At 41.3% G+C, this 21,957-nt stretch carries 13 protein-coding genes, 2 tRNA genes and 3 rRNA genes; 5 read left to right on the top strand and 13 right to left on the bottom strand.

The annotated features are described in order from the left end of the window. Nucleotides 1-60: 60 nt before the first annotated feature. Together H9L23_RS15930 and H9L23_RS15925 are read right to left on the bottom strand one after the other, a co-directional pair. Nucleotides 61-387: a DNA-directed RNA polymerase subunit omega gene (locus H9L23_RS15930; protein ID WP_025145617.1), complete on the bottom strand. Its 327-nt coding sequence runs from the start codon at nucleotides 385-387 to the stop codon at nucleotides 61-63. A 3-nt stretch (nucleotides 388-390) separates the two neighbouring features. Continuing rightward, nucleotides 391-1,338, bottom strand: coding sequence for an outer membrane protein assembly factor BamD (locus H9L23_RS15925; RefSeq protein ID WP_187591336.1), 948 nt, complete (start codon nucleotides 1,336-1,338; stop codon nucleotides 391-393). Nucleotides 1,339-2,533: 1,195 nt separating this feature from the next. Here H9L23_RS15925 and H9L23_RS15920 point away from each other — a divergent pair. The 5 genes from H9L23_RS15920 (at nucleotide 2,534) to rrf (ending at nucleotide 7,903) form a co-directional block, all read left to right on the top strand. Further along, nucleotides 2,534-4,055, top strand: a 16S ribosomal RNA gene (locus tag H9L23_RS15920). 251 nt (nucleotides 4,056-4,306) lie between these two features. Next, nucleotides 4,307-4,381: transfer RNA gene (locus H9L23_RS15915), tRNA-Ile, on the top strand. A gap of 15 nt (nucleotides 4,382-4,396) precedes the next feature. After that, a tRNA-Ala gene (locus H9L23_RS15910) sits at nucleotides 4,397-4,470 on the top strand. A gap of 361 nt (nucleotides 4,471-4,831) precedes the next feature. After that, nucleotides 4,832-7,709, top strand: a 23S ribosomal RNA gene (locus H9L23_RS15905). 82 nt (nucleotides 7,710-7,791) lie between these two features. After that, nucleotides 7,792-7,903, top strand: a 5S ribosomal RNA gene (gene rrf, locus H9L23_RS15900). Together the 16S, 23S and 5S rRNA genes with 2 tRNA genes alongside form the textbook arrangement of a ribosomal RNA operon. Nucleotides 7,904-8,557: 654 nt before the next feature. On the opposite strand, the gene H9L23_RS15895 is transcribed toward rrf, so the two are convergent. From H9L23_RS15895 to H9L23_RS15850, 11 genes are all read right to left on the bottom strand, one after another. Further along, nucleotides 8,558-9,481 (bottom strand): MBL fold metallo-hydrolase, encoded by a 924-nt coding sequence (locus H9L23_RS15895; RefSeq protein WP_187591335.1) that lies wholly within the window; start codon nucleotides 9,479-9,481, stop codon nucleotides 8,558-8,560. After that, a complete protein-coding gene (locus tag H9L23_RS15890; protein WP_246474960.1) occupies nucleotides 9,482-12,370 on the bottom strand; it encodes a methylmalonyl-CoA mutase family protein in 2,889 nt (962 codons plus the stop codon). It abuts the gene before it with no gap. Beyond that, the gene (locus tag H9L23_RS26660; RefSeq protein WP_246474713.1) at nucleotides 12,316-12,876 is read right to left on the bottom strand and encodes a cobalamin B12-binding domain-containing protein; all 561 of its coding nucleotides are present in this window, start codon (nucleotides 12,874-12,876) and stop codon (nucleotides 12,316-12,318) included. Before H9L23_RS26660 ends, H9L23_RS15890 begins: the two co-directional genes overlap by 55 nt. A 130-nt stretch (nucleotides 12,877-13,006) precedes the next feature. Further along, on the bottom strand, nucleotides 13,007-13,375 hold the full coding sequence (locus H9L23_RS15885) for a VOC family protein (RefSeq protein ID WP_223190987.1): 369 nt from the start codon (nucleotides 13,373-13,375) through the stop codon (nucleotides 13,007-13,009). A 247-nt stretch (nucleotides 13,376-13,622) separates the two neighbouring features. Then, nucleotides 13,623-15,281 (bottom strand): alkaline phosphatase PafA, encoded by a 1,659-nt coding sequence (gene pafA / locus H9L23_RS15880; RefSeq protein WP_187591334.1) that lies wholly within the window; start codon nucleotides 15,279-15,281, stop codon nucleotides 13,623-13,625. A 68-nt stretch (nucleotides 15,282-15,349) separates the two neighbouring features. After that, entirely contained in the window at nucleotides 15,350-16,639 is a 1,290-nt protein-coding gene (locus H9L23_RS15875; protein ID WP_187591333.1) for a bifunctional folylpolyglutamate synthase/dihydrofolate synthase, read from the bottom strand. Nucleotides 16,640-16,847: 208 nt separating this feature from the next. Next, the gene (locus H9L23_RS15870) at nucleotides 16,848-17,687 is read right to left on the bottom strand and encodes an energy transducer TonB (RefSeq protein WP_187591332.1); all 840 of its coding nucleotides are present in this window, start codon (nucleotides 17,685-17,687) and stop codon (nucleotides 16,848-16,850) included. After that, nucleotides 17,687-18,088, bottom strand: coding sequence for an ExbD/TolR family protein (locus H9L23_RS15865; RefSeq protein WP_025144642.1), 402 nt, complete (start codon nucleotides 18,086-18,088; stop codon nucleotides 17,687-17,689). Before H9L23_RS15865 ends, H9L23_RS15870 begins: the two co-directional genes overlap by 1 nt. Next, nucleotides 18,088-18,792: a MotA/TolQ/ExbB proton channel family protein gene (locus H9L23_RS15860; protein WP_187591331.1), complete on the bottom strand. Its 705-nt coding sequence runs from the start codon at nucleotides 18,790-18,792 to the stop codon at nucleotides 18,088-18,090. Before H9L23_RS15860 ends, H9L23_RS15865 begins: the two co-directional genes overlap by 1 nt. Beyond that, complete coding sequence (locus tag H9L23_RS15855) at nucleotides 18,792-20,480, bottom strand: HU domain-containing protein (RefSeq protein ID WP_187591330.1); 1,689 nt, start codon at nucleotides 20,478-20,480, stop codon at nucleotides 18,792-18,794. The genes H9L23_RS15860 and H9L23_RS15855 overlap by 1 nt, the downstream gene beginning before the upstream one ends. A 343-nt stretch (nucleotides 20,481-20,823) precedes the next feature. After that, nucleotides 20,824-21,789: an endo-beta-N-acetylglucosaminidase H gene (locus tag H9L23_RS15850; RefSeq protein WP_187591329.1), complete on the bottom strand. Its 966-nt coding sequence runs from the start codon at nucleotides 21,787-21,789 to the stop codon at nucleotides 20,824-20,826. Between the last annotated feature and the right edge of the window lie 168 nt (nucleotides 21,790-21,957).

Below are 21,957 nucleotides of genomic sequence, written 5' to 3'. Positions count from 1 at the left end.
CATGGGGCATAGAGCATCGATATGCTTAAGAATTGCGCCATGCTCTTTGCCCTCTGCTAATTACTTTTGTTCTTTAGCAGGATTTCTGTGATAAATTTTCTCATTCAAAAATTCATCAATAGCAACCAAAACAGGCTTAGGCATGCGCTCGTAGTGCTTGCTGATTTCAATCTGCTCACGGTTTTCGAAAATCTCTTCCAAATTATCGTTGCTAGAAGCAAATTCTGCCAATTTACCGTGTAACTCTTCTTTAACGTTGTTCGAGATCTGATTTGCTCTTTTAGCAATTACCACTAATGATTCGTAAAGGTTATCAGTAGTTTTATCTAAATCGTGTACGTTTCTGGTTACTGTAGTATTTGGTACAGCAGGTTTGTTAGTATTCATCTATTACTTGTTTTTAATATTCGTATTATCTGCGTTAGTTGGTTTTGCAGAAACAGTATCTTTTAATTTACCGGTTCTGATCAACATCTGCTTGTATTTTTCCTGATCGGCAGCATATAAAGCCAGTTCTTGTTTGGTAGCCACAATACCCGCTTCAGCATCTTCTTTAAGCCCTTTAGCATCTTTTGTAAATTTGCTGTCCGGGTGATTTTCAGTAAACTCGGTATACAAAGCAAGTGCCTCATTATAACGGTCTTCCTGGCGAATCACATAACTGTTTTTGGCGTATAGATATTGTGCCCTGATCATCAGAAAATCCATTTCCTCAGCATATTTAATATCTGGGTAATCTCTTTGTGCGTTTTTTAAGGCAATAACTGCTGCTCTGTAATTATCTACATTACTCGGGCCGGTAGTTAAATACATCTTCGCATTTTCAAAAGCCTTGTCTTCCAGTTTACCCCTTAAAGTGGCAATATACTTAGCTGCAGCTGCAGCACGGTCGCTGGTAGGGTATAAGTTAATGAACAATTGTAATGCATCAATCGCTTTATAGGTGTTTTCCTGATCTAAAGAGAAAGCCGGAGATTCCAGATAGAAACAATAAGCACCCATATACCTGGCTTCTTCTGCATTTTTACTGGCCGGGTAAGTATCAGCAAAGCTTTTAAACTGGTACCTGGCTGTAGTGTAATCACTTAATCTATATAAAGTATAAGCATAATAATAATTCAGGTCCTCAGCTTCTGCACGGCCACGGTATTTTTGAGATAGGTCCTCAAAAAGCACCAATGCTTTACTGTAATCGCGTTTATTATACAAACGAAGCGCCTCCTGGTATTTTTTTGCAACGTCATTACTCGCTCTCAATTTCTCGAAACGACTTTTACAACCCGCAATACCCAGAGCGGCAACAAATACTAAAATAATTAAGTGTTTAACTTTAAACATTCTGCAAAGATAATTAATAATACGATAACATCAATAAAAACAATTCGCCGCTAAGCTATGCAAAGCAATTCAGTAGAATATAACAGTTAACAAATTTTAACATATATATAAGGTATGCTTATATACTATAACGTATACACTCGTTTTTTATAGCACAGCATTTATTATGCTACTATATAAATATGTTCCCGCTTTTCATTACAAGTCCTCGCTTCGCTGTGGGCATTTTTTCAGCAAAGCAGGTTTCGTGCTACTGTATAGTTATGTTCGCGCTTTTCATTACAAGTCTTCACTTCGCTGTGGGCATTTTTTCAGCAAAGCAGGTTTCGTGCTACTATATAATTATGTTCCCGCTATCCGCTTCAAAGCCTTGGTTCGTTCCTCACCTTCGGGTTTTCCGCTGCTATCGGGTTTAGGTGGGCAGGTAATCCGGAAGTTTTAAAGGCCTTTACCTCTAAACCGATCAGTTTTTTAAACCTGATCGGTTTGATAAACCCGCGCTAAACACCTATTCTTCCAAAAAGTTTTAAGCGCAGCGAAACTTTTTCCTGCTGTAAACCATCAACTTACGTTAAACCGCGCAATATTCCCTAAATATCCTTTGGTGTTGTAGAGAATTTTCCTACTTTTGCATCCCGCTTCGGAGGAAGGGTTTTGTTGAAAAGATGGCTTAGTGATAAAGAGGGCAGGATTTATTTTAAAATAAATATTGCGGAAGAGAAAAAGATTGCTACCTTTGCAGCCCGGTTCGGAAGAACGGAAAGCTGGTTAACACCAGCATATTGAAATAGAGGAAAGAAGAAAAAGAAGGCTAAAAAAATAAAATTTATTTTATTTGGAAGTTCGGAAAAGATCCTTACCTTTGCACTCCCAACCGAAAGGAAGGGCAAAAAAGTTGGAGCAGCGGATGTTGCACAAACAACAAAAACAAGATTGAAAATACCGGCACGAAGCTAAAGACTAACAAGACTTTAACGGAGTAAGGGTTTAACAATATAAAGATCTGCCGTGAGGTTTACCAGATCAATAAGTTCTTAAAAGAGATGTCAATGTAGCGTAGCGGGGTAATGGAGTACTAATCAAAGTACATGATTATTTTGCTTTATTTTAAAGGTGGTGTCTAACAGACAACATAAAAAAAAGAAGACTATTTTTAACAATAGTTAAAACTGGTCAGCATCTTACAACACATTTTACAATGGAGAGTTTGATCCTGGCTCAGGATGAACGCTAGCGGCAGGCCTAATACATGCAAGTCGAACGATAGATAGAAGCTTGCTTTTATCGAAAGTGGCGCACGGGTGCGTAACGCGTATGCAACCTACCTTAATCTGGGGGATAGCCCGGAGAAATCCGGATTAACACCGCATAAAAACACAGGATAGCATTATCCAATGTTCAAATATTTATAGGATTGAGATGGGCATGCGTGTCATTAGCTAGTTGGCGGGGTAACGGCCCACCAAGGCGACGATGACTAGGGGATCTGAGAGGATGGCCCCCCACACTGGTACTGAGACACGGACCAGACTCCTACGGGAGGCAGCAGTAAGGAATATTGGTCAATGGAGGCAACTCTGAACCAGCCATGCCGCGTGCAGGAAGACTGCCCTATGGGTTGTAAACTGCTTTTATCCGGGAATAAACCTACTTACGTGTAAGTAGCTGAATGTACCGGAAGAATAAGGATCGGCTAACTCCGTGCCAGCAGCCGCGGTAATACGGAGGATCCAAGCGTTATCCGGATTTATTGGGTTTAAAGGGTGCGTAGGCGGCCTGTTAAGTCAGGGGTGAAAGACGGTAGCTCAACTATCGCAGTGCCCTTGATACTGATGGGCTTGAATGGACTAGAGGTAGGCGGAATGAGACAAGTAGCGGTGAAATGCATAGATATGTCTCAGAACACCGATTGCGAAGGCAGCTTACTATGGTCTTATTGACGCTGAGGCACGAAAGCGTGGGGATCAAACAGGATTAGATACCCTGGTAGTCCACGCCCTAAACGATGAACACTCGCTGTTGGCGATACACAGTCAGCGGCTAAGCGAAAGCGTTAAGTGTTCCACCTGGGGAGTACGCCCGCAAGGGTGAAACTCAAAGGAATTGACGGGGGCCCGCACAAGCGGAGGAGCATGTGGTTTAATTCGATGATACGCGAGGAACCTTACCCGGGCTTGAAAGTTAGTGAATGATCTAGAGATAGATCAGTCCGCAAGGACACGAAACTAGGTGCTGCATGGCTGTCGTCAGCTCGTGCCGTGAGGTGTTGGGTTAAGTCCCGCAACGAGCGCAACCCCTATGTTTAGTTGCCAGCACGTTATGGTGGGGACTCTAAACAGACTGCCTGTGCAAACAGAGAGGAAGGAGGGGACGACGTCAAGTCATCATGGCCCTTACGTCCGGGGCTACACACGTGCTACAATGGATGGTACAGAGGGCAGCTACATAGCAATATGATGCGAATCTCACAAAGCCATTCACAGTTCGGATTGGGGTCTGCAACTCGACCCCATGAAGTTGGATTCGCTAGTAATCGCGTATCAGCAATGACGCGGTGAATACGTTCCCGGGCCTTGTACACACCGCCCGTCAAGCCATGGAAGCTGGGGGTACCTAAAGTATGTAACCGCAAGGAGCGTCCTAGGGTAAAACCGGTAACTGGGGCTAAGTCGTAACAAGGTAGCCGTACCGGAAGGTGCGGCTGGAATACCTCCTTTCTGGAGTAGCACCGCCTACCCGCAACGCAACATGATATTTCAAATAAGGTAGAAGGTAGAGGGTAATAAGGCTGAAGGTCTTAATACTTGATACTGAATACTTTTAAAAAACAAAAGAAACACCCAGAAGAAAACGGTGGGCATACTATAAAGGTATAGCGCAACGGAGACAAGAAGGGTAAGCCAAAAAGGGAAGCAGTAGCGGTAAGATACTATATACTGCGACTAAGTAAAGCCTACCTTAAACAAGAAGTCCCGTAGCTCAGCCTGGTTAGAGCACTACACTGATAATGTAGGGGTCTCCAGTTCAAATCTGGACGGGACTACATTCAAATCCTTTTGGGGGATTAGCTCAGCTGGCTAGAGCGCCTGCCTTGCACGCAGGAGGTCAACGGTTCGACTCCGTTATTCTCCACATAATACAAAGCTTACCAGGATTGGTAACATACATTGACATAAAGATTAAGAAAGAAGAAAACGCCATGGGGCACATACAAATAAAAGTATGAAACGGTTCGAGACCGCAGTTTTTTACTAACGAAGCTGGAACGAAGCTTAGGTTGGGGACAATGAAACCCTCCGCCTTTATACCTTCGGCCTTCAGGTTCAGTAAAGTTCTTTGACATATTGGAAGAAGTTAAAAAAGAAGAGCAAACAACAATAGGCGACTGTTGTGTTTGTGCTCACTTAAAGGGATCGCAAGAAACCAATAAGTATGAGACATCATAACAAGAGCAAAAAAAGCATACCATACGGCGCAAAAGGCGTATGAGTAGAAGAAAGTAATAAAGAGTACACGGGGGATGCCTTGGCTCTCAGAGGCGATGAAGGACGTGATAAGCTGCGATAAGCTTCGGGTATTTGCAAATAGGAATTAATCCGAAGATTTCCGAATGGGGCAACCCGGCATGTTGAAGACATGTCACATATAATGAGCAAACCTGCCGAACTGAAACATCTAAGTAAGCAGAGGAAGAGAAAATAACAATGATTTCCTAAGTAGTGGCGAGCGAAAGGGAAAGAGCCCAAACCATTAATGTTACGGCATTAGTGGGGTTGTAGGACTACGATGTGTCATTAGCAAACAGAAGTGGAATGGGATGGGAAGCCCAGCGATACACGGTGATAGCCCGGTACACGTATAGAATGCTAGGCTAGTAGTATCCTGAGTACCGCGAGGTCGGAGACGCCTTGTGGGAATCTGCCGGCACCATCCGGTAAGGCTAAATACTCCTGAGAGACCGATAGTGAACCAGTACCGTGAGGGAAAGGTGAAAAGAACCCCGAACAGGGGAGTGAAATAGAACCTGAAACCGTGTACTTACAAGCGGTCGGAGCATCCAAGTGGTGTGACGGCGTGCCTTTTGCATAATGAGCCTACGAGTTACTCCTCTCTGGCAAGGTTAAGTGCTTCAGGCACGGATCCGAAGCGAAAGCGAGTCTGAATAGGGCGTATAGTCAGAGGGGGTAGACGCGAAACCTTGTGATCTACCCATGGACAGGTTGAAGGTGCGGTAACACGTACTGGAGGACCGAACCGATAAACGTTGAAAAGTTTCCGGATGATCTGTGGGTAGGGGTGAAAGGCTAATCAAACTGGGAAATAGCTCGTACTCCCCGAAATGTTTTTAGGAACAGCGTGGATATTAAGTTTCATAGAGGTAGAGCTACTGATTGGGTGCGGGGGAGTCAAATCCTACCAAATCCAGACAAACTCCGAATGCTATGAAATATGATCTGCAGTGAGGCGCGGGGTGCTAAGGTCACGCGCCGAGAGGGAAAGAACCCAGACCATCAGCTAAGGTCCCCAAGTTACAGTTAAGTTGAACTAACGAGGTCCGATTGCACAGACAGCTAGGATGTTGGCTTGGAAGCAGCCATTCATTTAAAGAGTGCGTAACAGCTCACTAGTCGAGCGATCGGGCATGGATAATAAACGGGCATTAAACTGTACACCGAAGCTATGGGATTGAAATATATCGGTAGGGGAGCATTCTAGCGACAGCGAAGGTACCTGGTAATGGGTGCTGGAGTTTCTAGAAAAGCAAATGTAGGCATAAGTAACGATAAGGTGGGCGAGAAACCCACCCACCGAAAGGATAAGGTTTCCTGATCAACGCTAATCGGATCAGGGTTAGTCGGGACCTAAGGAGAACCCGAAGGGGAAATTCGATGGACAACTGGTTAATATTCCAGTACTTTTTATAACTGCGATGTGGGGACGGAGTAGTGACACTGCCGCGATCTGACGGAATAGATCGTTAAAGACAGTAGGTATTAGATTGGTAGGCAAATCCGCCAGTCTAGCTGAAAGTCGATAGTACCGCAAGCCTTCGGGTGAGTGGATAGCGCAGGTAATCAGACTTCCAAGAAAAACCGCTAAGCTTCAGGTTATAAAAACCCGTACCGCAAACCGACACAGGTATCCGGGAAGAGGATTCTAAGGTGCTCGAGTGAATCATGGCTAAGGAACTCGGCAAAATGGCCCTGTAACTTCGGGAGAAGGGGAGCTGGCAGCAATGTCAGCCGCAGTGAAAAGGCCCAGGCGACTGTTTAACAAAAACACATGGCTTTGCAAAATCGAAAGATGAGGTATAAGGCCTGACACCTGCCCGGTGCTGGAAGGTTAAGAGGGGATGTCATCCGCAAGGAGAAGCATTGAATCGAAGCCCCAGTAAACGGCGGCCGTAACTATAACGGTCCTAAGGTAGCGAAATTCCTTGTCGGGTAAGTTCCGACCTGCACGAATGGTGTAACGATCTGGGCGCTGTCTCAGCCATGAGCTCGGTGAAATTGTGGTCCCGGTGAAGACGCCGGGTACCCGCAACGGGACGGAAAGACCCCATGCACCTTCACTACAATTTAACATTGACATTGGATACAGGATGTGTAGGATAGGTGGGAGGCTTTGAAGCGGCGTCGCTAGGCGTCGTGGAGCCAACGTTGAAATACCACCCTTTCTGTATTCGGTGTCTAATCCCGATCATTCGGGAGACATTGTTTGATGGGTAGTTTGACTGGGGTGGTCGCCTCCAAAAAGGTAACGGAGGCTTTCAAAGGTAAGCTCAGTACGCTTGGTAACCGTACGCGGAGTGCAATAGCATAAGCTTGCTTGACTGTGAGACATACAGGTCGATCAGGGTCGAAAGACGGATATAGTGATCCGGTGGTTCTGCATGGAAGGGCCATCGCTCAAAGGATAAAAGGTACGCTGGGGATAACAGGCTGATCTCCCCCAAGAGCTCATATCGACGGGGAGGTTTGGCACCTCGATGTCGGCTCGTCACATCCTGGGGCTGGAGAAGGTCCCAAGGGTTCGGCTGTTCGCCGATTAAAGTGGCACGCGAGCTGGGTTCAGAACGTCGCGAGACAGTTCGGTCCCTATCTGTTGTGGGCGTAGGAATTTTGAGTGGGGCTGACCTTAGTACGAGAGGACCGGGTTGGACCAGCCTCTAGTGAATCTGTTGTTCCGCCAGGGGCATTGCAGAGTAGCTACGCTGGGAATAGATAAGCGCTGAAAGCATCTAAGTGCGAAACTAGCCACGAGATGAGAATTCCATATAGGACCGTAGCAGACTACTACGTTGATAGGCTACAGATGTAAAGCTGGCGACAGCACAGTCGAGTAGTACTAATCATCCGAAGCTTTCAAAGCAAACAGACTGTTGTTTGTTCTTCAAACTAACTTCTTTCAATAATATGTCATTTAAGCTCGAGATAGCTTATCTAAAGAAATTTAGGTGCCTATATCGGTGGTGTCCACCTCTTCCCATTCCGAACAGAGAAGTTAAGCCCACCAGAGCCGATGGTACTGCGGTAACACGTGGGAGAGTAGGTCGGTGCCAAATCTTAAAAGAAACCCTTTAACAACATCGTTAAAGGGTTTTCTTCGTTTATAGCATTTTTACAGAACGTTTTATTTCCCACCATTAAGGAGTTAAGAAAAGTTAAGGGTATGCTCCCGCAGATAAAGCTGATTTACGCAGATCAATTCCATCATCCATTTTACATCTTCTATGTTCTGTTTCGGCTAAAATAGCCCTGATGGAAGCGGTCCCTATTATTAAGGTATGAAAAGGTTTAAGGTAATTATCAGGCTATATTTCTTAATGGCCTTAATTTCTTAATGGTAAAAAGATCTATGCGTTATTTCCCACCATTAAGGAGTTAAGAAAAGTTAAGGGTTTGCTCCCACAGATAACGCTGATCTACGCAGATCAGTTCCATCATCCATTTTACATCATCCATCTTTTACATCTTCAATGTTCTGTCCCAGCTAAAATAGCCCTGATGGCAGCGGTATCACTTTTGGGCAAAGATTGTATTGATTCTGTGAGAATGGTTCCCCAAAAGGATTTAGCGGACAGCAGGACCGAACCCAACCCATGCGCACAGAAACCTGCGCTCCAAAAAATGAAAGCCTACTTAGATCTCGAGATACGAGATTAAGTCTATTCAAATATAATGAGAAGCCTTTGGTGAAAATATTGAAGGGCTAACGGTTAATAAAAAATCTGGCCCTGTTTGGCAAAGTTGAATCCATTTTTTAAAACCTGTTTTTGGGTACTTGGATCCCAAAGTAGGGGATTGGTATGGTTGAAGTGAATTAAGAAGATTTTATTTTTGATGTTACGATCCTCTTTGCTAAACAATTCTTCTGTTTCGGTGACTAATGGATGCGGAACTTCTGCAATTGGCCTGTTACCTAATTCAGTATTGCTATAAAAAGTGGCGTCTATCATGGCAACATCTACTTTTTTTACTTCATCGATGATATTTTTATTCCATTTGCTCCATTTGTCGACATCGGGGATAAAAAGGTATTTTTTAGCTGGTGTTTCGATCTTAAAACCGGCGGTTTCCGAAAATTCGTCTCTGTGTGGAACAGTAAAGGCCGTTATTTTATTGTTGGAAATATCAATTGGCTGATCGGTACTTAATGTGATGAGGTTAATATTGTTGAGTTTTACCAACTGACTCCAGGGACCGTTTTGTTCGAGAAAGGATTTTAATTTAGGAAGTACATAAACCTTTAAGCTACTTGTAGACATTACTTCTCTACCAAACTCCATTAAGCCCGTGTAGTGGCCAATGTGGGCATGGGTAATAAATATACCTTCTGGTAAGTATGGATATGCTTCATTTGTTCTTTTTCTGAAATCCTGAAGTTGTACCTTAATATCTGGGGTAGCCTCAAACAACCACCATTTTTTGGTTTTAGGATCGACTAAAGCAAGTGAAACGACATTTCTTCTTAATTTTTCATCTTTCCAAGCCATTTTACAGCAGTTTCTCTGACAGCCAATATGTGGGTAACCACCATCCTGGGCGACACCCAATACCAAAATAAAAGAAGACTGTGGCATTTCCTGTGCCCAGGTTTTAAAAGAAAAACCGAGTATAAAAAATAATACTATTGTTCTCATTTACATGTTTCTTCTATATTGTCCGCCTACTTCATAAAGTGCCTTGCTAATCTGACCTAATGAGCAAATTTTGCAGACTTCCATTAACTGTTCAAAAATGTTATCGCCTGCAATGGCCGATTTTTGCAGTTGTTTTAATAAATCTGCAGAACGATCTGCGTTGCGATCCTGAAACTTTTGTAAAGCCGAAATCTGATATTGTTTTTCATCTTCGGTGGCGCGGATTACTTCGCCGGGAACAATAGTAGGGGAACCATTTTTATTTAAAAATGTATTTACACCCACAATAGGATATTCACCGGTATGTTTAAGCGTTTCATAGTATAAACTTTCTTCCTGGATTTTTCCGCGCTGATACATCGTTTCCATCGCGCCTAAAACACCACCACGATCGTTGATCCGTTTAAATTCGGCAAGAACTGCATCTTCAACCAGATCAGTCAGCTCTTCGATGATGAAAGCGCCTTGTAAAGGATTTTCGTTCTTCGCGAGGCCTAATTCCCTGTTAATGATCAACTGGATGGCCATAGCTCTTCTTACCGATTCTTCAGTAGGTGTGGTAATGGCTTCATCGTAAGCGTTGGTGTGTAGCGAATTACAGTTATCGTATATGGCATACAAGGCCTGCAAAGTGGTACGGATATCGTTAAAATCGATTTCCTGCGCGTGTAAAGAGCGACCAGAAGTTTGAATATGGTATTTAAGCTTCTGTGATCGATCGTTTCCTTTGTATTTATTCTTGATGGCTTTGGCCCAGATTCTTCTCGCTACGCGTCCAATAACCGCATATTCAGGATCAATGCCATTGGAGAAGAAGAAAGATAAGTTAGGTGCAAAATCATCAATATGCATGCCCCTGCTTAAGTAATACTCTACAAAGGTAAAACCGTTGCTTAAGGTAAAAGCCAGTTGCGAAATCGGATTGGCACCTGCTTCGGCAATGTGATAACCTGAAATGGATACTGAATAGAAATTCCTTACTTTTTCATCAATGAAATATTTCTGGATATCGCCCATCATCCGCAAGGCAAATTCTGTAGAAAATATGCAGGTATTCTGTGCCTGATCTTCTTTTAAAATATCGGCCTGAACAGTTCCCCTAACCGAGCTGATGGCTTTAGCCCTGATCTGCGCATAAATATCGGCAGGCAGAACCTGATCGCCGGTAAGGCCCAAAAGCATTAAACCTAAACCGCTGTTTCCTTCAGGCAAAGTACCATTGTATGTTGGTCTCGGTATCTTTTTAGCTTTGTAGATGGAATCAATTTTGGCCTGAGCTTCTTCGGTTAAATCATTTTCAATGATGTATTTTTCACATTGCTGATCAATTGCTGCATTCATGAAAAAGCCCAATAACATTGGGGCTGGACCGTTAATGGTCATCGATACAGAGGTTGAAGGTGCACAAAGATCGAAACCGGAATACAGTTTTTTAGCATCATCCAAGGTGGCAATACTCACGCCTGAATTACCGATTTTTCCATAAATATCAGGACGGATGTGAGGATCTTCGCCATAAAGGGTAACGGAATCAAATGCTGTAGATAAACGGTGCGCCGGCTGACCTAAAGAAACATAGTGAAAACGTTTATTTGTTCTTTCAGGCCCCCCTTCTCCTGCAAACATCCTTGTAGGGTCTTCGCCTTCTCTTTTTAGTGGAAAAACACCTGCCGCATACGGGAATTCGCCTGGAAGGTTTTCGGTTAGTAACCACCTTAAAATATCGCCCCAGTCTTCATACCTTGGTAAGGATACTTTAGGGATATTCAGTTTGGAAAGTGATTCGTAAAATAATGGCTGTTTAATTTCTTTATCGCGGACTTTATAAATGAAAAATTCCTCTTTATAAGCTCTTTTGGTTTCTGGCCATTGGCGGAGTAAGCGTTTGCATTCACCATCGAGTTGTTCTTCGAAAAAATCGTAGGTTGTATTTAAACTCTTTGACACCCCGTCCTGCGGGCACCCCTCTGGAAGAGGTGTATTATTTTCGCTTAATAAATCAATTACACCTTTCAGCTGGTACATTTTCCGGGCAATGGTTGCCTGTTTATTTACCCATTCGTTATACATCTGGCTCGATTCGGCAATTTCTGCGAGATAACGGATGCGATCGGGTGGGATGATGTAGATTTTTTCGGATTGATCGGAAGTTAATTCCATTTTGGCCTTAAAATCAGTTCCTGTTTTTAATTTGATCTGCTCCATTAAAGCCACAAACAAGTTATTCATGCCCGGATCGTTAAACTGCGAAGCCATGGTGCCATAAACTGGAATTTCATCGTCTTTGGCATCGAAAATATTATGGTTGCGCTTGTATTGCTTGCGTACATCACGCAGGGCATCTAAAGCACCGCGTTTATCGAATTTATTGATGGCTACCAGATCAGCAAAATCCAACATATCGATTTTCTCTAATTGTGTAGCTGCCCCAAACTCGGGAGTCATTACGTAAAGTGATACATCACAGTGCTCGGTAATTTCGGTATCAGACTGGCCGATACCTGAGGTTTCTACGATGATTAAATCATAACCTGCGGCTTTGCAGATATCGATACTTTCCTGTACATTTTTTGATAAAGCAAGGTTTGCCTGACGGGTGGCTAAAGAACGCATGTAAACCCTGGGATTGTTAATGGCATTCATGCGAATACGGTCGCCCAATAAAGCTCCGCCTGTTTTTCTTTTCGAAGGATCAACAGAGATAATGGCAAGGGTTTTATCTTTTACTTCTACCAGGAAACGTCGTACCAGTTCATCCACCAGAGATGATTTTCCGGCACCACCCGTTCCGGTGATCCCTAAAATAGGGGCGGTGTTATTTTTTGAGAGTTTTTTTAATTCATCAACAAATTTCTGAGCGCCTTCGGGATCATTTTCTGCGACGGTAATGGCTCCGGCGATGGCTTTAATATCTTTGGTTGAATAGTTTCGAGCTCGTTGGTAATGTTGGCTTTGGTTATGAAATCGGTTTGTATGAGCATGTCGTTAATCATACCTTGTAAACCCATTTTACGACCATCATCTGGTGAATATATTTTAGAAATCCCATAAGCCTGTAATTCTTCAATTTCTGAAGGCAGGATTACACCGCCGCCACCTGCAAATATTTTAATATGGCCTGAGCCTCTTTCCTGCAGGAGATCGTACATGTACTTAAAATATTCGATATGTCCGCCCTGGTAGGAAGTCATGGCAATACCCTGAACATCTTCCTGAATGGCACAGTTTACCACTTCATCAACCGACCTGTTATGGCCAAGGTGAATCACTTCGGCACCTGAAGACTGGAGGATACGGCGCATAATGTTGATGGTGGCATCGTGTCCGTCGAAAAGGGAAGCAGCTGTTACAAAACGGATTTTATTTTTAGGCTTATAAATTTCTACTTGTTGCATACTATGGGATTTAAAGGATGGGTATGCTCTGGTAACCAATCCTTGTTTCCAAATATATTTGGTATGCAAATGTACTAAATTATGCTGCTTAAAGCACGAATACCCTATACCGTTATGGCTTTTGGTTCAGTTATAAATCCTGCCCGAATTGCAGTAAATAACCGTTATTATCGTAAATGGCAAACTCCCTCATGCCATAGTCGAAATCTTCAAGCGGGTAGCAAATTTCGCATTGATCTTTTAAACTTTCCCAGAGCGATGAGACTTCATTTGTTTTGATATAAAGAGAACCGCTCATGATCGGTTTTGGGATGTTACGGTGTTCATTAGGGATACAGAACATGATTTCTACAGCATCTTTGCTAAGACTTAACCAGCTAAGATCATCTAATTTTGCATCGCACGTGAAGTTTAATATTTCGGTATAAAAGGTTAGGGTTGCCTGCATATTATGCGATTCGAGCATGGGGGTAAGTTTGATGGCGGTATATGTTGACATGATCTAAAATAAAAAATATAGTTTAAATTTTTTACCATATCAGACATTTGAGACCATGTAAGCCGCAATACGAAATTACTGTATAGAATCTTAGGTGCGCTAAGGTGACTGAGGTGGTTAAATATTTATAAAACGGTTTACCGTATTTTGTTACCACCTTAGTCACCTGAGATCATCTTAGCGGTAAGTCATTATTATAAAATCTATAAAACAAAAAAACTATGCTGTTAGGCATAGTTTTTAAAGATTATTTATTGGTGATTTCGGTGATCGGTTCTCCGACGTTACCATTTGGCATTTGAATATGGAGCAGCGCAGCCAGCGTAGGCGCAATGTCGGTCATATAATGTGTTTTATTGGATGCTCCAGCTTTAATTCCCCAGCCCATAAAAACCAATGGGATGTGTGAATCGTAAGGATTCCAGTTTCCGTGCGTGGTACCAGTACTGCTACCATTGAACCAGTTGGGTTGTAAAACATAATAGATATCGCCGCTTCTACGGGCATTGTAGCCATTGGTAATCATTTTTTTCTGGATTTCCTGAAGAGTTGACTGCGATATTTTAGCAATATCAACTGCATTTTGGAAACCATCTAATCTTTTTAAGAATTCAACTGATGCAGATTTAATAACATCGAAACTTACGTCACCTTTATCTGTTTTATCATGATCAAAAATGATCTGGTTGTTCTGCGATTTTAAAACCACGTTATTTACCTTAAATTTATCATTTAAATAAGTGTTTAATTTGTTTGCAATATCACGGTCGCTTACCACACCTGAAGGTAATTTATTCTCTTGCATAAAGCCTGGTACATGGGCGGCACCATGATCGGCGGTTAAAAATACAGTATAGTTTCCTTTACCTACTTTTTTATCCAGGTAGTTAAAAAACTCTTCGAAATCTTTATCCAAACGTAAATAAGTGTCTTCTGCTTCTACTGAATTCGGACCATAAGCGTGACCCACATAATCGGTAGATGAACAGCTTACCGCTAAGAAATCTGTTATGTTATCCTGACCTAAATCTTCTGAAAGGATGGCCAATTTAGCAAGGTCTAAAGTGATGGTATTGCCATAAGGCGTACTTCTGATGGCATCGAAATTTTTATCAACGTTTTGGGTCAATTGGTGTGGAAATGTACTCAATTTGCCTTCATAAGCTTTCTCATCAGCGGTACTGTTTACATAGGTATTGATTGGATATAAGGTTTCCCAGTTTTTTGCATAAAACTTGTTCGCTAATTTTAGTTTGTTGTAATCAGCAATCCAGGTGGGTACTTCTTTCATGTAATAAGTACTGGTAATCCAGTTTCCGGTGCTACCCTGATACCAATATGCCGCATTTGCCGCGTGGCCGGCAGGCAGGATGGATCCTCTATCTTTTAAAGAAATACCGATTACTTTGCCTCTAAAATTTGTCGCTAACCTTAACTCATCAGTGATGGTAGTGGTTAGCATATTTTTTGGCGACATATTGCCTTCTGATGAAGGTGTACTGCCAACTGTTGATACCGAAGAATCTTCTGTACAATAAACATTCTTTTTAGTTTCAGGATCATACCAATCGTTACCGATGATGCCATGAACCGCTGGAACCGAACCTGTATAAATGCAGGTATGGCCGCAAGCAGTATAAGTAGGTGTATATGGAATAAATGTATTTTCTACTGAAAAACCTTCATTAATCAATCTTTTAAAACCACCATTGGTGTAGCGGTTATAATAACGGTATAAATAATCCCAACGCATCTGATCAACTACCAGGCCAACCACTAGTTTAGGGCGTGCAACTTCTGCAGGAAATGCTTTAGGCTGTGCTGGTATTGTTTTTTTTGTCTGAGCTGAGGAGATGGAAAGCGAAAAAATAGAAATGGAAAAGATTAGAAAGGAGATTTTCTTCATTGTGTTTTAGTTAAAGGGCTAAATTAATAACTTTTAAGTGAAGATATTTTGAAGTTTATGTAAAGATTTTATATCGCTTCGGCCACAACAAATGTGCTTCCACCGATAAAAATCAGGTCTTTTATATCGGCCGATTGTATAGCATTTGCTTTTGCTTCGGCAACAGATGCATAACTTTTTCCTTGTAAATTAAATTTTGTAGCCTGTTGTCTCAGTTCATCGGCTGCTAAACCCCGTTCTAAATCAGGTTTACAGAAATAATAAGTAGCATTTTTTGGCATTAGGGATAAAACTTTCGAAATATCCTTATCGTTCACCATACCGAAAACAATATGTAAATGCTGATAAGGGGTTTGTGCAATGTTTTTGATTACTTCGGTAATCCCAGCTTCATTATGGCCGGTATCACATATCACCAAAGGATTTCTGCTCAAAGTTTGCCAACGTCCTTGTAAACCCGTTTGCTTTTTAACCTGACTGATGCCTTTATAGATACTTTCCTGATCAGTTTTAATTTCAGTTTTCTCGTTCAGTACCGCCAGGGTTTGGAGAACGGTTAATATGTTTTTATGTTGATAAACTCCGGTAAGGTCACTTTGAAGATCTTTGTATTTGATTTTATTCTCCTGATAAACGGAAAGGGAAAGTTTACTGTTTTTGATTTTAAAATCCTGCGCAGTTAATACTTGGTCAGCAAAAACAAGAGGAGCGTCTTCAGCTTTGGCTTTTTTAATAAAAACCGGAGCCGATTCTTCCTGCGTTTCACCAATAACTACCGGTATATTCTTTTTGATGATGCCTGCTTTTTCGCCAGCAATTTCGGCAAGTGTGTTGCCTAGCATATTGGTATGATCGAGGCTGATGTTGGTGATGACGGAAATTTGTGGTGTAATGATATTGGTCGAATCTAATCTTCCACCCAAGCCCACCTCAATTACGGCTACATCTACCTGGTGTTTTGCAAAATGATCGAATGCAAGGGCAACGGTTACTTCGAAAAATGAAGGCTCAGTTTTTTCGATGAGTTTTTGCTGTTCTTTTACAAATGATACTACTTCCGTTTTGCTGATCATTTTTCCGTTGATACGGATGCGCTCACGAAAATCTTTTAAGTGTGGAGAGGTGTATAAGCCTGTTTTATAACCCTGCGACTGTAATACAGAAGCCAACATGTGCGAGGTAGACCCTTTCCCATTTGTACCAGCTACATGAATGCTTTTAAATTTATTTTGTGGATTATCCAAAGCTTTGCAAAGAATAATGGTATTGGTTAAATCTTTTTTAAAAGCAGACGCACCAACGCGGGTAAACATCGGGAGTTTACTGTATAAAAAATCAAGCGTTTGTTGGTAGTTCATAATAGGTGTCAAATATAAGGGATTGGCTTATGAAGTTCAAATGGGATTGACTTCCGAAGTTTTGAAATTTTGTATGTGGGGAGGGGGTATTTCAAAAGTTAGGTGGTTTTCTGTGAGGATACAGACCACGGCAAGGGAAATATTTATATTTACAAAAAAAGGTCTGTGATGATACAGACCCTGGGTTTTTATATAATATCTTAAAATTTTATTTCACTTTAAAGTTGAACATCACGATCCCGGTTTGTACATCAGGAGCTGATTCGAGTTTGTTTAAACTAGATCCTAACACGGCCTGTTCGCATTTTCTCCAGAGGGCTAAATCAGATAAAGTGGTACCTTTTGCACCTGCACGGGCCTGAACAACTTTTCCATTTTTATCTACACGGATCTGAACGGCAATTTTACCTGCGCTCTGTCCATCATCCTGAATTCTTGGAATATCTATAAATTTTCTGCTGGCCAATGATAATTGTACATTACCATTTCCCGATCCACCTTCTCCATAATTGGAAGCTAATGGATCGCCATCTTTATCACCCTGGTTTCCCGGTTTATTTCCTGTTCCATCACCCTGACCCTGGCCGGTATTTTTTTTGCCTTTGTAAAGTGCATTTTGGTTGATCACCGGTTTAGCAGGCTTATCTTCCGTTACAGGAGTTGGTGCTGCCTTAGTCGGTTTTGTAGGTTTGGTATTTACCGCAATGGCATCCTCCGTATTTTGTGTCTGCACTTCCTTGTCGCTACTTTCGGTAGAGGTGGTTGGGGTAACCTTTTCTTCAGGTGTTACTTTTTCAGGTGGTTTGCCGTTAGCATTCGGATCTGCTGAAGGTTCTTCAATACTGGTATAATCATCGCCCATACCTTCAGCCGAAGTTCCATAATTTACCACCATACCGCCCATACCTACTTCTTCAGGCGGCTGGAATGAACCAATCACAATAAAAAAACTGATCAACAACAAAAAGCCCATAATACCGCTTGCTATTGCAATGGCTTTAGGATAATTGTTTTCCTCGTTAGGTACGTTTTGTGCTTTGTAGTTCATTATTTTTTAGGCTCAACGGCTACAACAAGTTTTAATTTTAATTTATTGGCAATATCATTTACCACAAATCCATCCTGATAAGTTACGTTACGCGATACATATAAAAGAATCGTCATATCGGGTGCCAGTTTTTGGTACGATGCCAATGTAGGCTCTAATTCTTCTATGCTAACCGGTTTCTTTTCAACGAAATATTTTAAGTTTTCGTCTATGGTAACGGTAACGGCTTTTTTGGCGGTCGATTGTTGTCCGCTTGATGATTGTGGCAACAGTAATTTAACTACCGTAGGATTTACCACAGCTGAGGCCAATAAAAAGAACAGCATCAGGAAGAACATAATATCGTTCAACGCTGAAGTATGTACTTCTACCGATCCTTTTGTTCTCTTGCGTAAATTCATTATTTGCCTGGTTCTTCTAGTAAATCAATAAAATCAATTGCATCAGTTTCCATTTTAAGGATGATTTTTTCAACCATGATGTTTAAAATGTGATATAGTACGTAAGCGATAATACCGATAATCAATCCGGTTGCTGAAGTAATCATTTTGGTATATAAACCGCCAGAAATGGTGCCAATCTCAATAGCACCCTTAATTGATACCTGGTGGAAGATAGTAATTACCCCCACAATTGTTCCTACGAAACCAAGCATTGGTGCAATACCGGCTACAATACCCAATATGCTAATGTTCTTTTCTAATTTAGAAACTTCAAGTTTACCTACATTTTCGATCGCACCTTCAATATCTTTAATCGGGCGGCCAATGCGTTTTAAGCCTTTTTGCAACATGCGCGAAAGTGGAGAGTTGTTGTTTCGTAATAACGACATGGCACCGTCTAAATTTCCAGATTGGATATAAGACCTGATCTGCCCCATAAGGTTCGATTCATCTTTAGTGGCTTTTTTGATGGTTAAATAGCGTTCAACAAAAATAAACAAGGCTAAAAAAGCAAGAAAAGCCAATGGAATCATTACCCAACCGCCTTTAAAAAGAAGGTCGATAAAGCGTAGTTGTGGCTGTGGTTGTGTTAGTGCTTGGTTAACCGCATTTGCGGTGTCTTGTAATGCTTGTGTGGTGTCCTGAATTAATAAAGTTATCATTATGGTTGTGTGTTGTGTTTTTGTTGTACGAAATACCCTTTTCCTTTAAGTTTTTTCTCTAAAATATCTTTTTGTTCTTTAGCTTCTTTTTCAGTGCTGAAGCTAGCTATACTCACTTTTTTTAATCGGCCGGGTACTGATGCAATTTCGGCCTTTAAACCAATTTTTTCCATTTGCTTGATAAAAACAAGCGCCTTTTTTTCTGATTGGAAAGATGCTGCAATAACATAAAACGTAGAAGGACCTGTGTTTGGTACAATTTTATTTTCTTTTGCTTTTTCAACTGGTGTTTCAACTACCGCTTTCTCGGCTGTTTTAACAACGGCTTTTTTAACTGTGTCTGCTTTTTTCTGAACCTGATTGGCTTTTAAAATACTATCGGTTTTGGCGATTGAATCCTGTTTTATTTTGGCCGAATCAATGGTAACTTTTGGAGAATCGATAAGGGCAGGAGTTGTCTTTTCGGGTGCACTTTGTCCGGTAAATAACTCAGGTTTAACTAAATAAGTAATGGCTGCAATAATCACCAAAACCAAAACAATGATGGTAACCTTTAACCAGGTAGACATGCCCTGTGGCGGTTCCTGATCATGAATAATCGGATCATGACCAAAACGGTTAGGATGCTCGGCATGCTGCTCTTTAATAAATTCAGGCGCTTCAATTACCGGTTCTTCTGCTTTAGCTTCGTCTTCTAAATGAATATAAGTTTTTGGCTCTTCCGTTTCTGGTCTTAATGAAAAACGGCTCGAATATTCCTGTTGTGGTAAAACCGGTTCAGGAATTGTTGTTTCAACAGGTTCTTCAGCAATTTTTTCTGCTTCGGCTTCTGGAGTGTGGCCAAAACGGTTTGGATTTTCTTCATGCTGTTCCACTATCGATTGAGGAACCTCAACTTCATTAGTTTCTTCAACCGGACTGGCAACTGGTATTTCTGCTATATCTTCTACATGCTCATTTTCATCAGGTTGACTAGCTTCAACAGCCTGATGCTCGGCAGCAATATTTTCTACTTCCGATTCTGGTTTATGGCCAAAACGGTTTGGGTGTTCCTCATGCTGCTCCTTTATAAATTCAGGAGCTTCGGTAATTTCTTCTACAGGATTTTCTGAATGTTGTAAAGTATTTTTAAGATCATCCCTAACTTCATCCAGTTCTACATTTTCAATTACAGGATGATGGTAAGATTTATTTTCGAAAGGAGATGGTGCAACAGGTGCCTCGGCAATTTCATCGTACACATCTTCCTCTTCTTTTGGTAAATCTGCTTTTATTTCTTCAGTTACAGTTTCTGGTAAGGAAGGCAAACCATAAAATTCAGAACCGTAATTGATGTTCTTTATCGGTTCAAAATCCAGTCCCTGCTCGGTAAAAAATAAGCGGCCGGTATTTTCTAATTCGATCTCGTGATTCAGTTCCAGTTTTTGATTTACCTCTTCAACAAACTGCGAGATGTAATAATTGGCGCTCTCGTTAGAGATATTCCTTTTAGCGGCAATAAAATCTACAAGAGCCTTCTCTTCGGTCAAATCGCCGGAAAACTGAAGGGTATATCCCGGAGGTAAAAACGTTTGTTTTTCCTTATCGTATCTTCCCGGGTATTTCTTTTTATAAAAGGTGCCCAAGCCGGTAATACCAACTTCTTTGCGTTGCTGCAAGAGTTCTAAAAGGTATGATAAGATATCCATTCGGGTAAAATTAAGCGTTTAAAATTAAAAATTATATTCTACCTTCAAATAGTGTCTGTGGGTGTATTAATACATCCTACTCCAAAAAGGGGACAAAAACGAACAGGGTGCTGTTATTTTAACCAATCAAAATCATGGTTGATTAACCTATACCCGTATCCGTTCAAAGATAACAGTTACAAAGATAGAAATGGTATGTTAGTAAGCAAATGGCTAAATCGATATAATGTCCATGTGACAAGGTTTAGCAGCGAAACTGTGTAAAAAAAAAGCAGGACAACTCTCGTCGTCCTACTTAAAAATGTTTGCAGCGATTAGGGATTATTCGGTATAAAATATAGCACTAAGGCGTGTATACGGTGGTTTTACCGCCATATAAATTGCTTGATATACTTGATAAATAAGTATGTACATCCGAATTTGGTAAATTATAGTACAGGTAAATTCCATAACTATTGTTAACCGTTTGCGTAGCGAGAGATGCAGCTGTTGACGAACTTGTAGCCTGGATATCAACTGCAGCAGGGCCAAGATTTGCTTTAGCCAGGCCTGGCACATTTGGTACCGAATAACTACCGTAGATGGCATTCCAGCTATAATTTACTTTTGAGCCAACGGTAACACCATTGTAAGATAATCTTGAAGCTGCCGGGCCATAAAAATAAAACGAAATAATTTTATTTGGCAATAGTTGCCTCAATGCCGTTACAAGGTAAACAAATGAACTTGCGTTTGGCTGTCCGGTACCGTTATTGCCATATTCTGCATATTCATCATCGAAATCTATACCATCAAGGCCATAAGTGTTAACGGCATTTGCCAATTGCTGGGCGAATGCCTGGGCCGAGGCTTGTGAGGTGAAATTACAAAAACCAGCGCCCTGATGATTACCCAAAATAGAAAGTAAAACCTTTATTCCTTTATCTTGCAAAGGTTTGATATAGGTTGTTTTATTGGTTAAAACATTAGAAACATTTGTATTGAAGAATAATTCGGCTTTTTGGGTTGAAGTATTGTAATTGATGTTGGCAGCGAAAATAATGGCGATGTCGAACAGCTGTTGCCCGGTAGAAAGCTTGTATTTTCCAACATTACGGATATCTGCGTTGTTTACTTCTACATAACATACACCCTTTGGACCAGTTACCCCAATAGCTGAAGTAGAATTTGTAGCTTCTTTTTTAGCCGGGCCAGTTAAGGTTTCGTCCTGGGCAATGTCTTTTTTCTTACAGCCGCTTATAGCAACGGTTAAAAATAAGGCCACAGATAAGGCGGCATTTTTGCATGTTAACAATTTGGTAGTTGTCATAATTTTTTGATTTAAATTGGTTAGAAATTGGTATTAGGCTTGCAATCGCTACAAACAGATTTTATTTATTAATTAGCTATTTACATTTTATGCCATTAGCTAAAAAGATCAATCAAAGTTTTAGAAATATGGTTATTAGTCTCTTTTCGAGACTGGATTTTTGCGAGT

Origin of the sequence: Pedobacter roseus (genome assembly GCF_014395225.1) — a bacterium.
In the GTDB taxonomy this organism is placed as follows: Bacteria; Bacteroidota; Bacteroidia; order Sphingobacteriales; family Sphingobacteriaceae; genus Pedobacter; species Pedobacter roseus.
Note: the sequence above shows the minus strand (reverse complement) of the source record. Positions and strands in the feature narration are given on the sequence as shown.

What these genes read in the sequence shown, in the direction of transcription:
- H9L23_RS26660 (WP_246474713.1), bottom strand. Translation starts at nt 12,876, where the DNA reads ATGCAACAAGTAGAAATTTATAAGCCTAAAAATAAAATCCGTTTTGTA.
- H9L23_RS15850 (WP_187591329.1), bottom strand. Translation starts at nt 21,789, where the DNA reads ATGACAACTACCAAATTGTTAACATGCAAAAATGCCGCCTTATCTGTG.
- H9L23_RS15855 (WP_187591330.1), bottom strand. Translation starts at nt 20,480, where the DNA reads ATGGATATCTTATCATACCTTTTAGAACTCTTGCAGCAACGCAAAGAA.
- H9L23_RS15870 (WP_187591332.1), bottom strand. Translation starts at nt 17,687, where the DNA reads ATGAACTACAAAGCACAAAACGTACCTAACGAGGAAAACAATTATCCT.
- H9L23_RS15885 (WP_223190987.1), bottom strand. Translation starts at nt 13,375, where the DNA reads ATGTCAACATATACCGCCATCAAACTTACCCCCATGCTCGAATCGCAT.
- H9L23_RS15865 (WP_025144642.1), bottom strand. Translation starts at nt 18,088, where the DNA reads ATGAATTTACGCAAGAGAACAAAAGGATCGGTAGAAGTACATACTTCA.
- H9L23_RS15925 (WP_187591336.1), bottom strand. Translation starts at nt 1,338, where the DNA reads ATGTTTAAAGTTAAACACTTAATTATTTTAGTATTTGTTGCCGCTCTG.
- H9L23_RS15875 (WP_187591333.1), bottom strand. Translation starts at nt 16,639, where the DNA reads ATGAACTACCAACAAACGCTTGATTTTTTATACAGTAAACTCCCGATG.
- H9L23_RS15860 (WP_187591331.1), bottom strand. Translation starts at nt 18,792, where the DNA reads ATGATAACTTTATTAATTCAGGACACCACACAAGCATTACAAGACACC.
- pafA (WP_187591334.1), bottom strand. Translation starts at nt 15,281, where the DNA reads ATGAAGAAAATCTCCTTTCTAATCTTTTCCATTTCTATTTTTTCGCTT.
- H9L23_RS15930 (WP_025145617.1), bottom strand. Translation starts at nt 387, where the DNA reads ATGAATACTAACAAACCTGCTGTACCAAATACTACAGTAACCAGAAAC.
- H9L23_RS15895 (WP_187591335.1), bottom strand. Translation starts at nt 9,481, where the DNA reads ATGAGAACAATAGTATTATTTTTTATACTCGGTTTTTCTTTTAAAACC.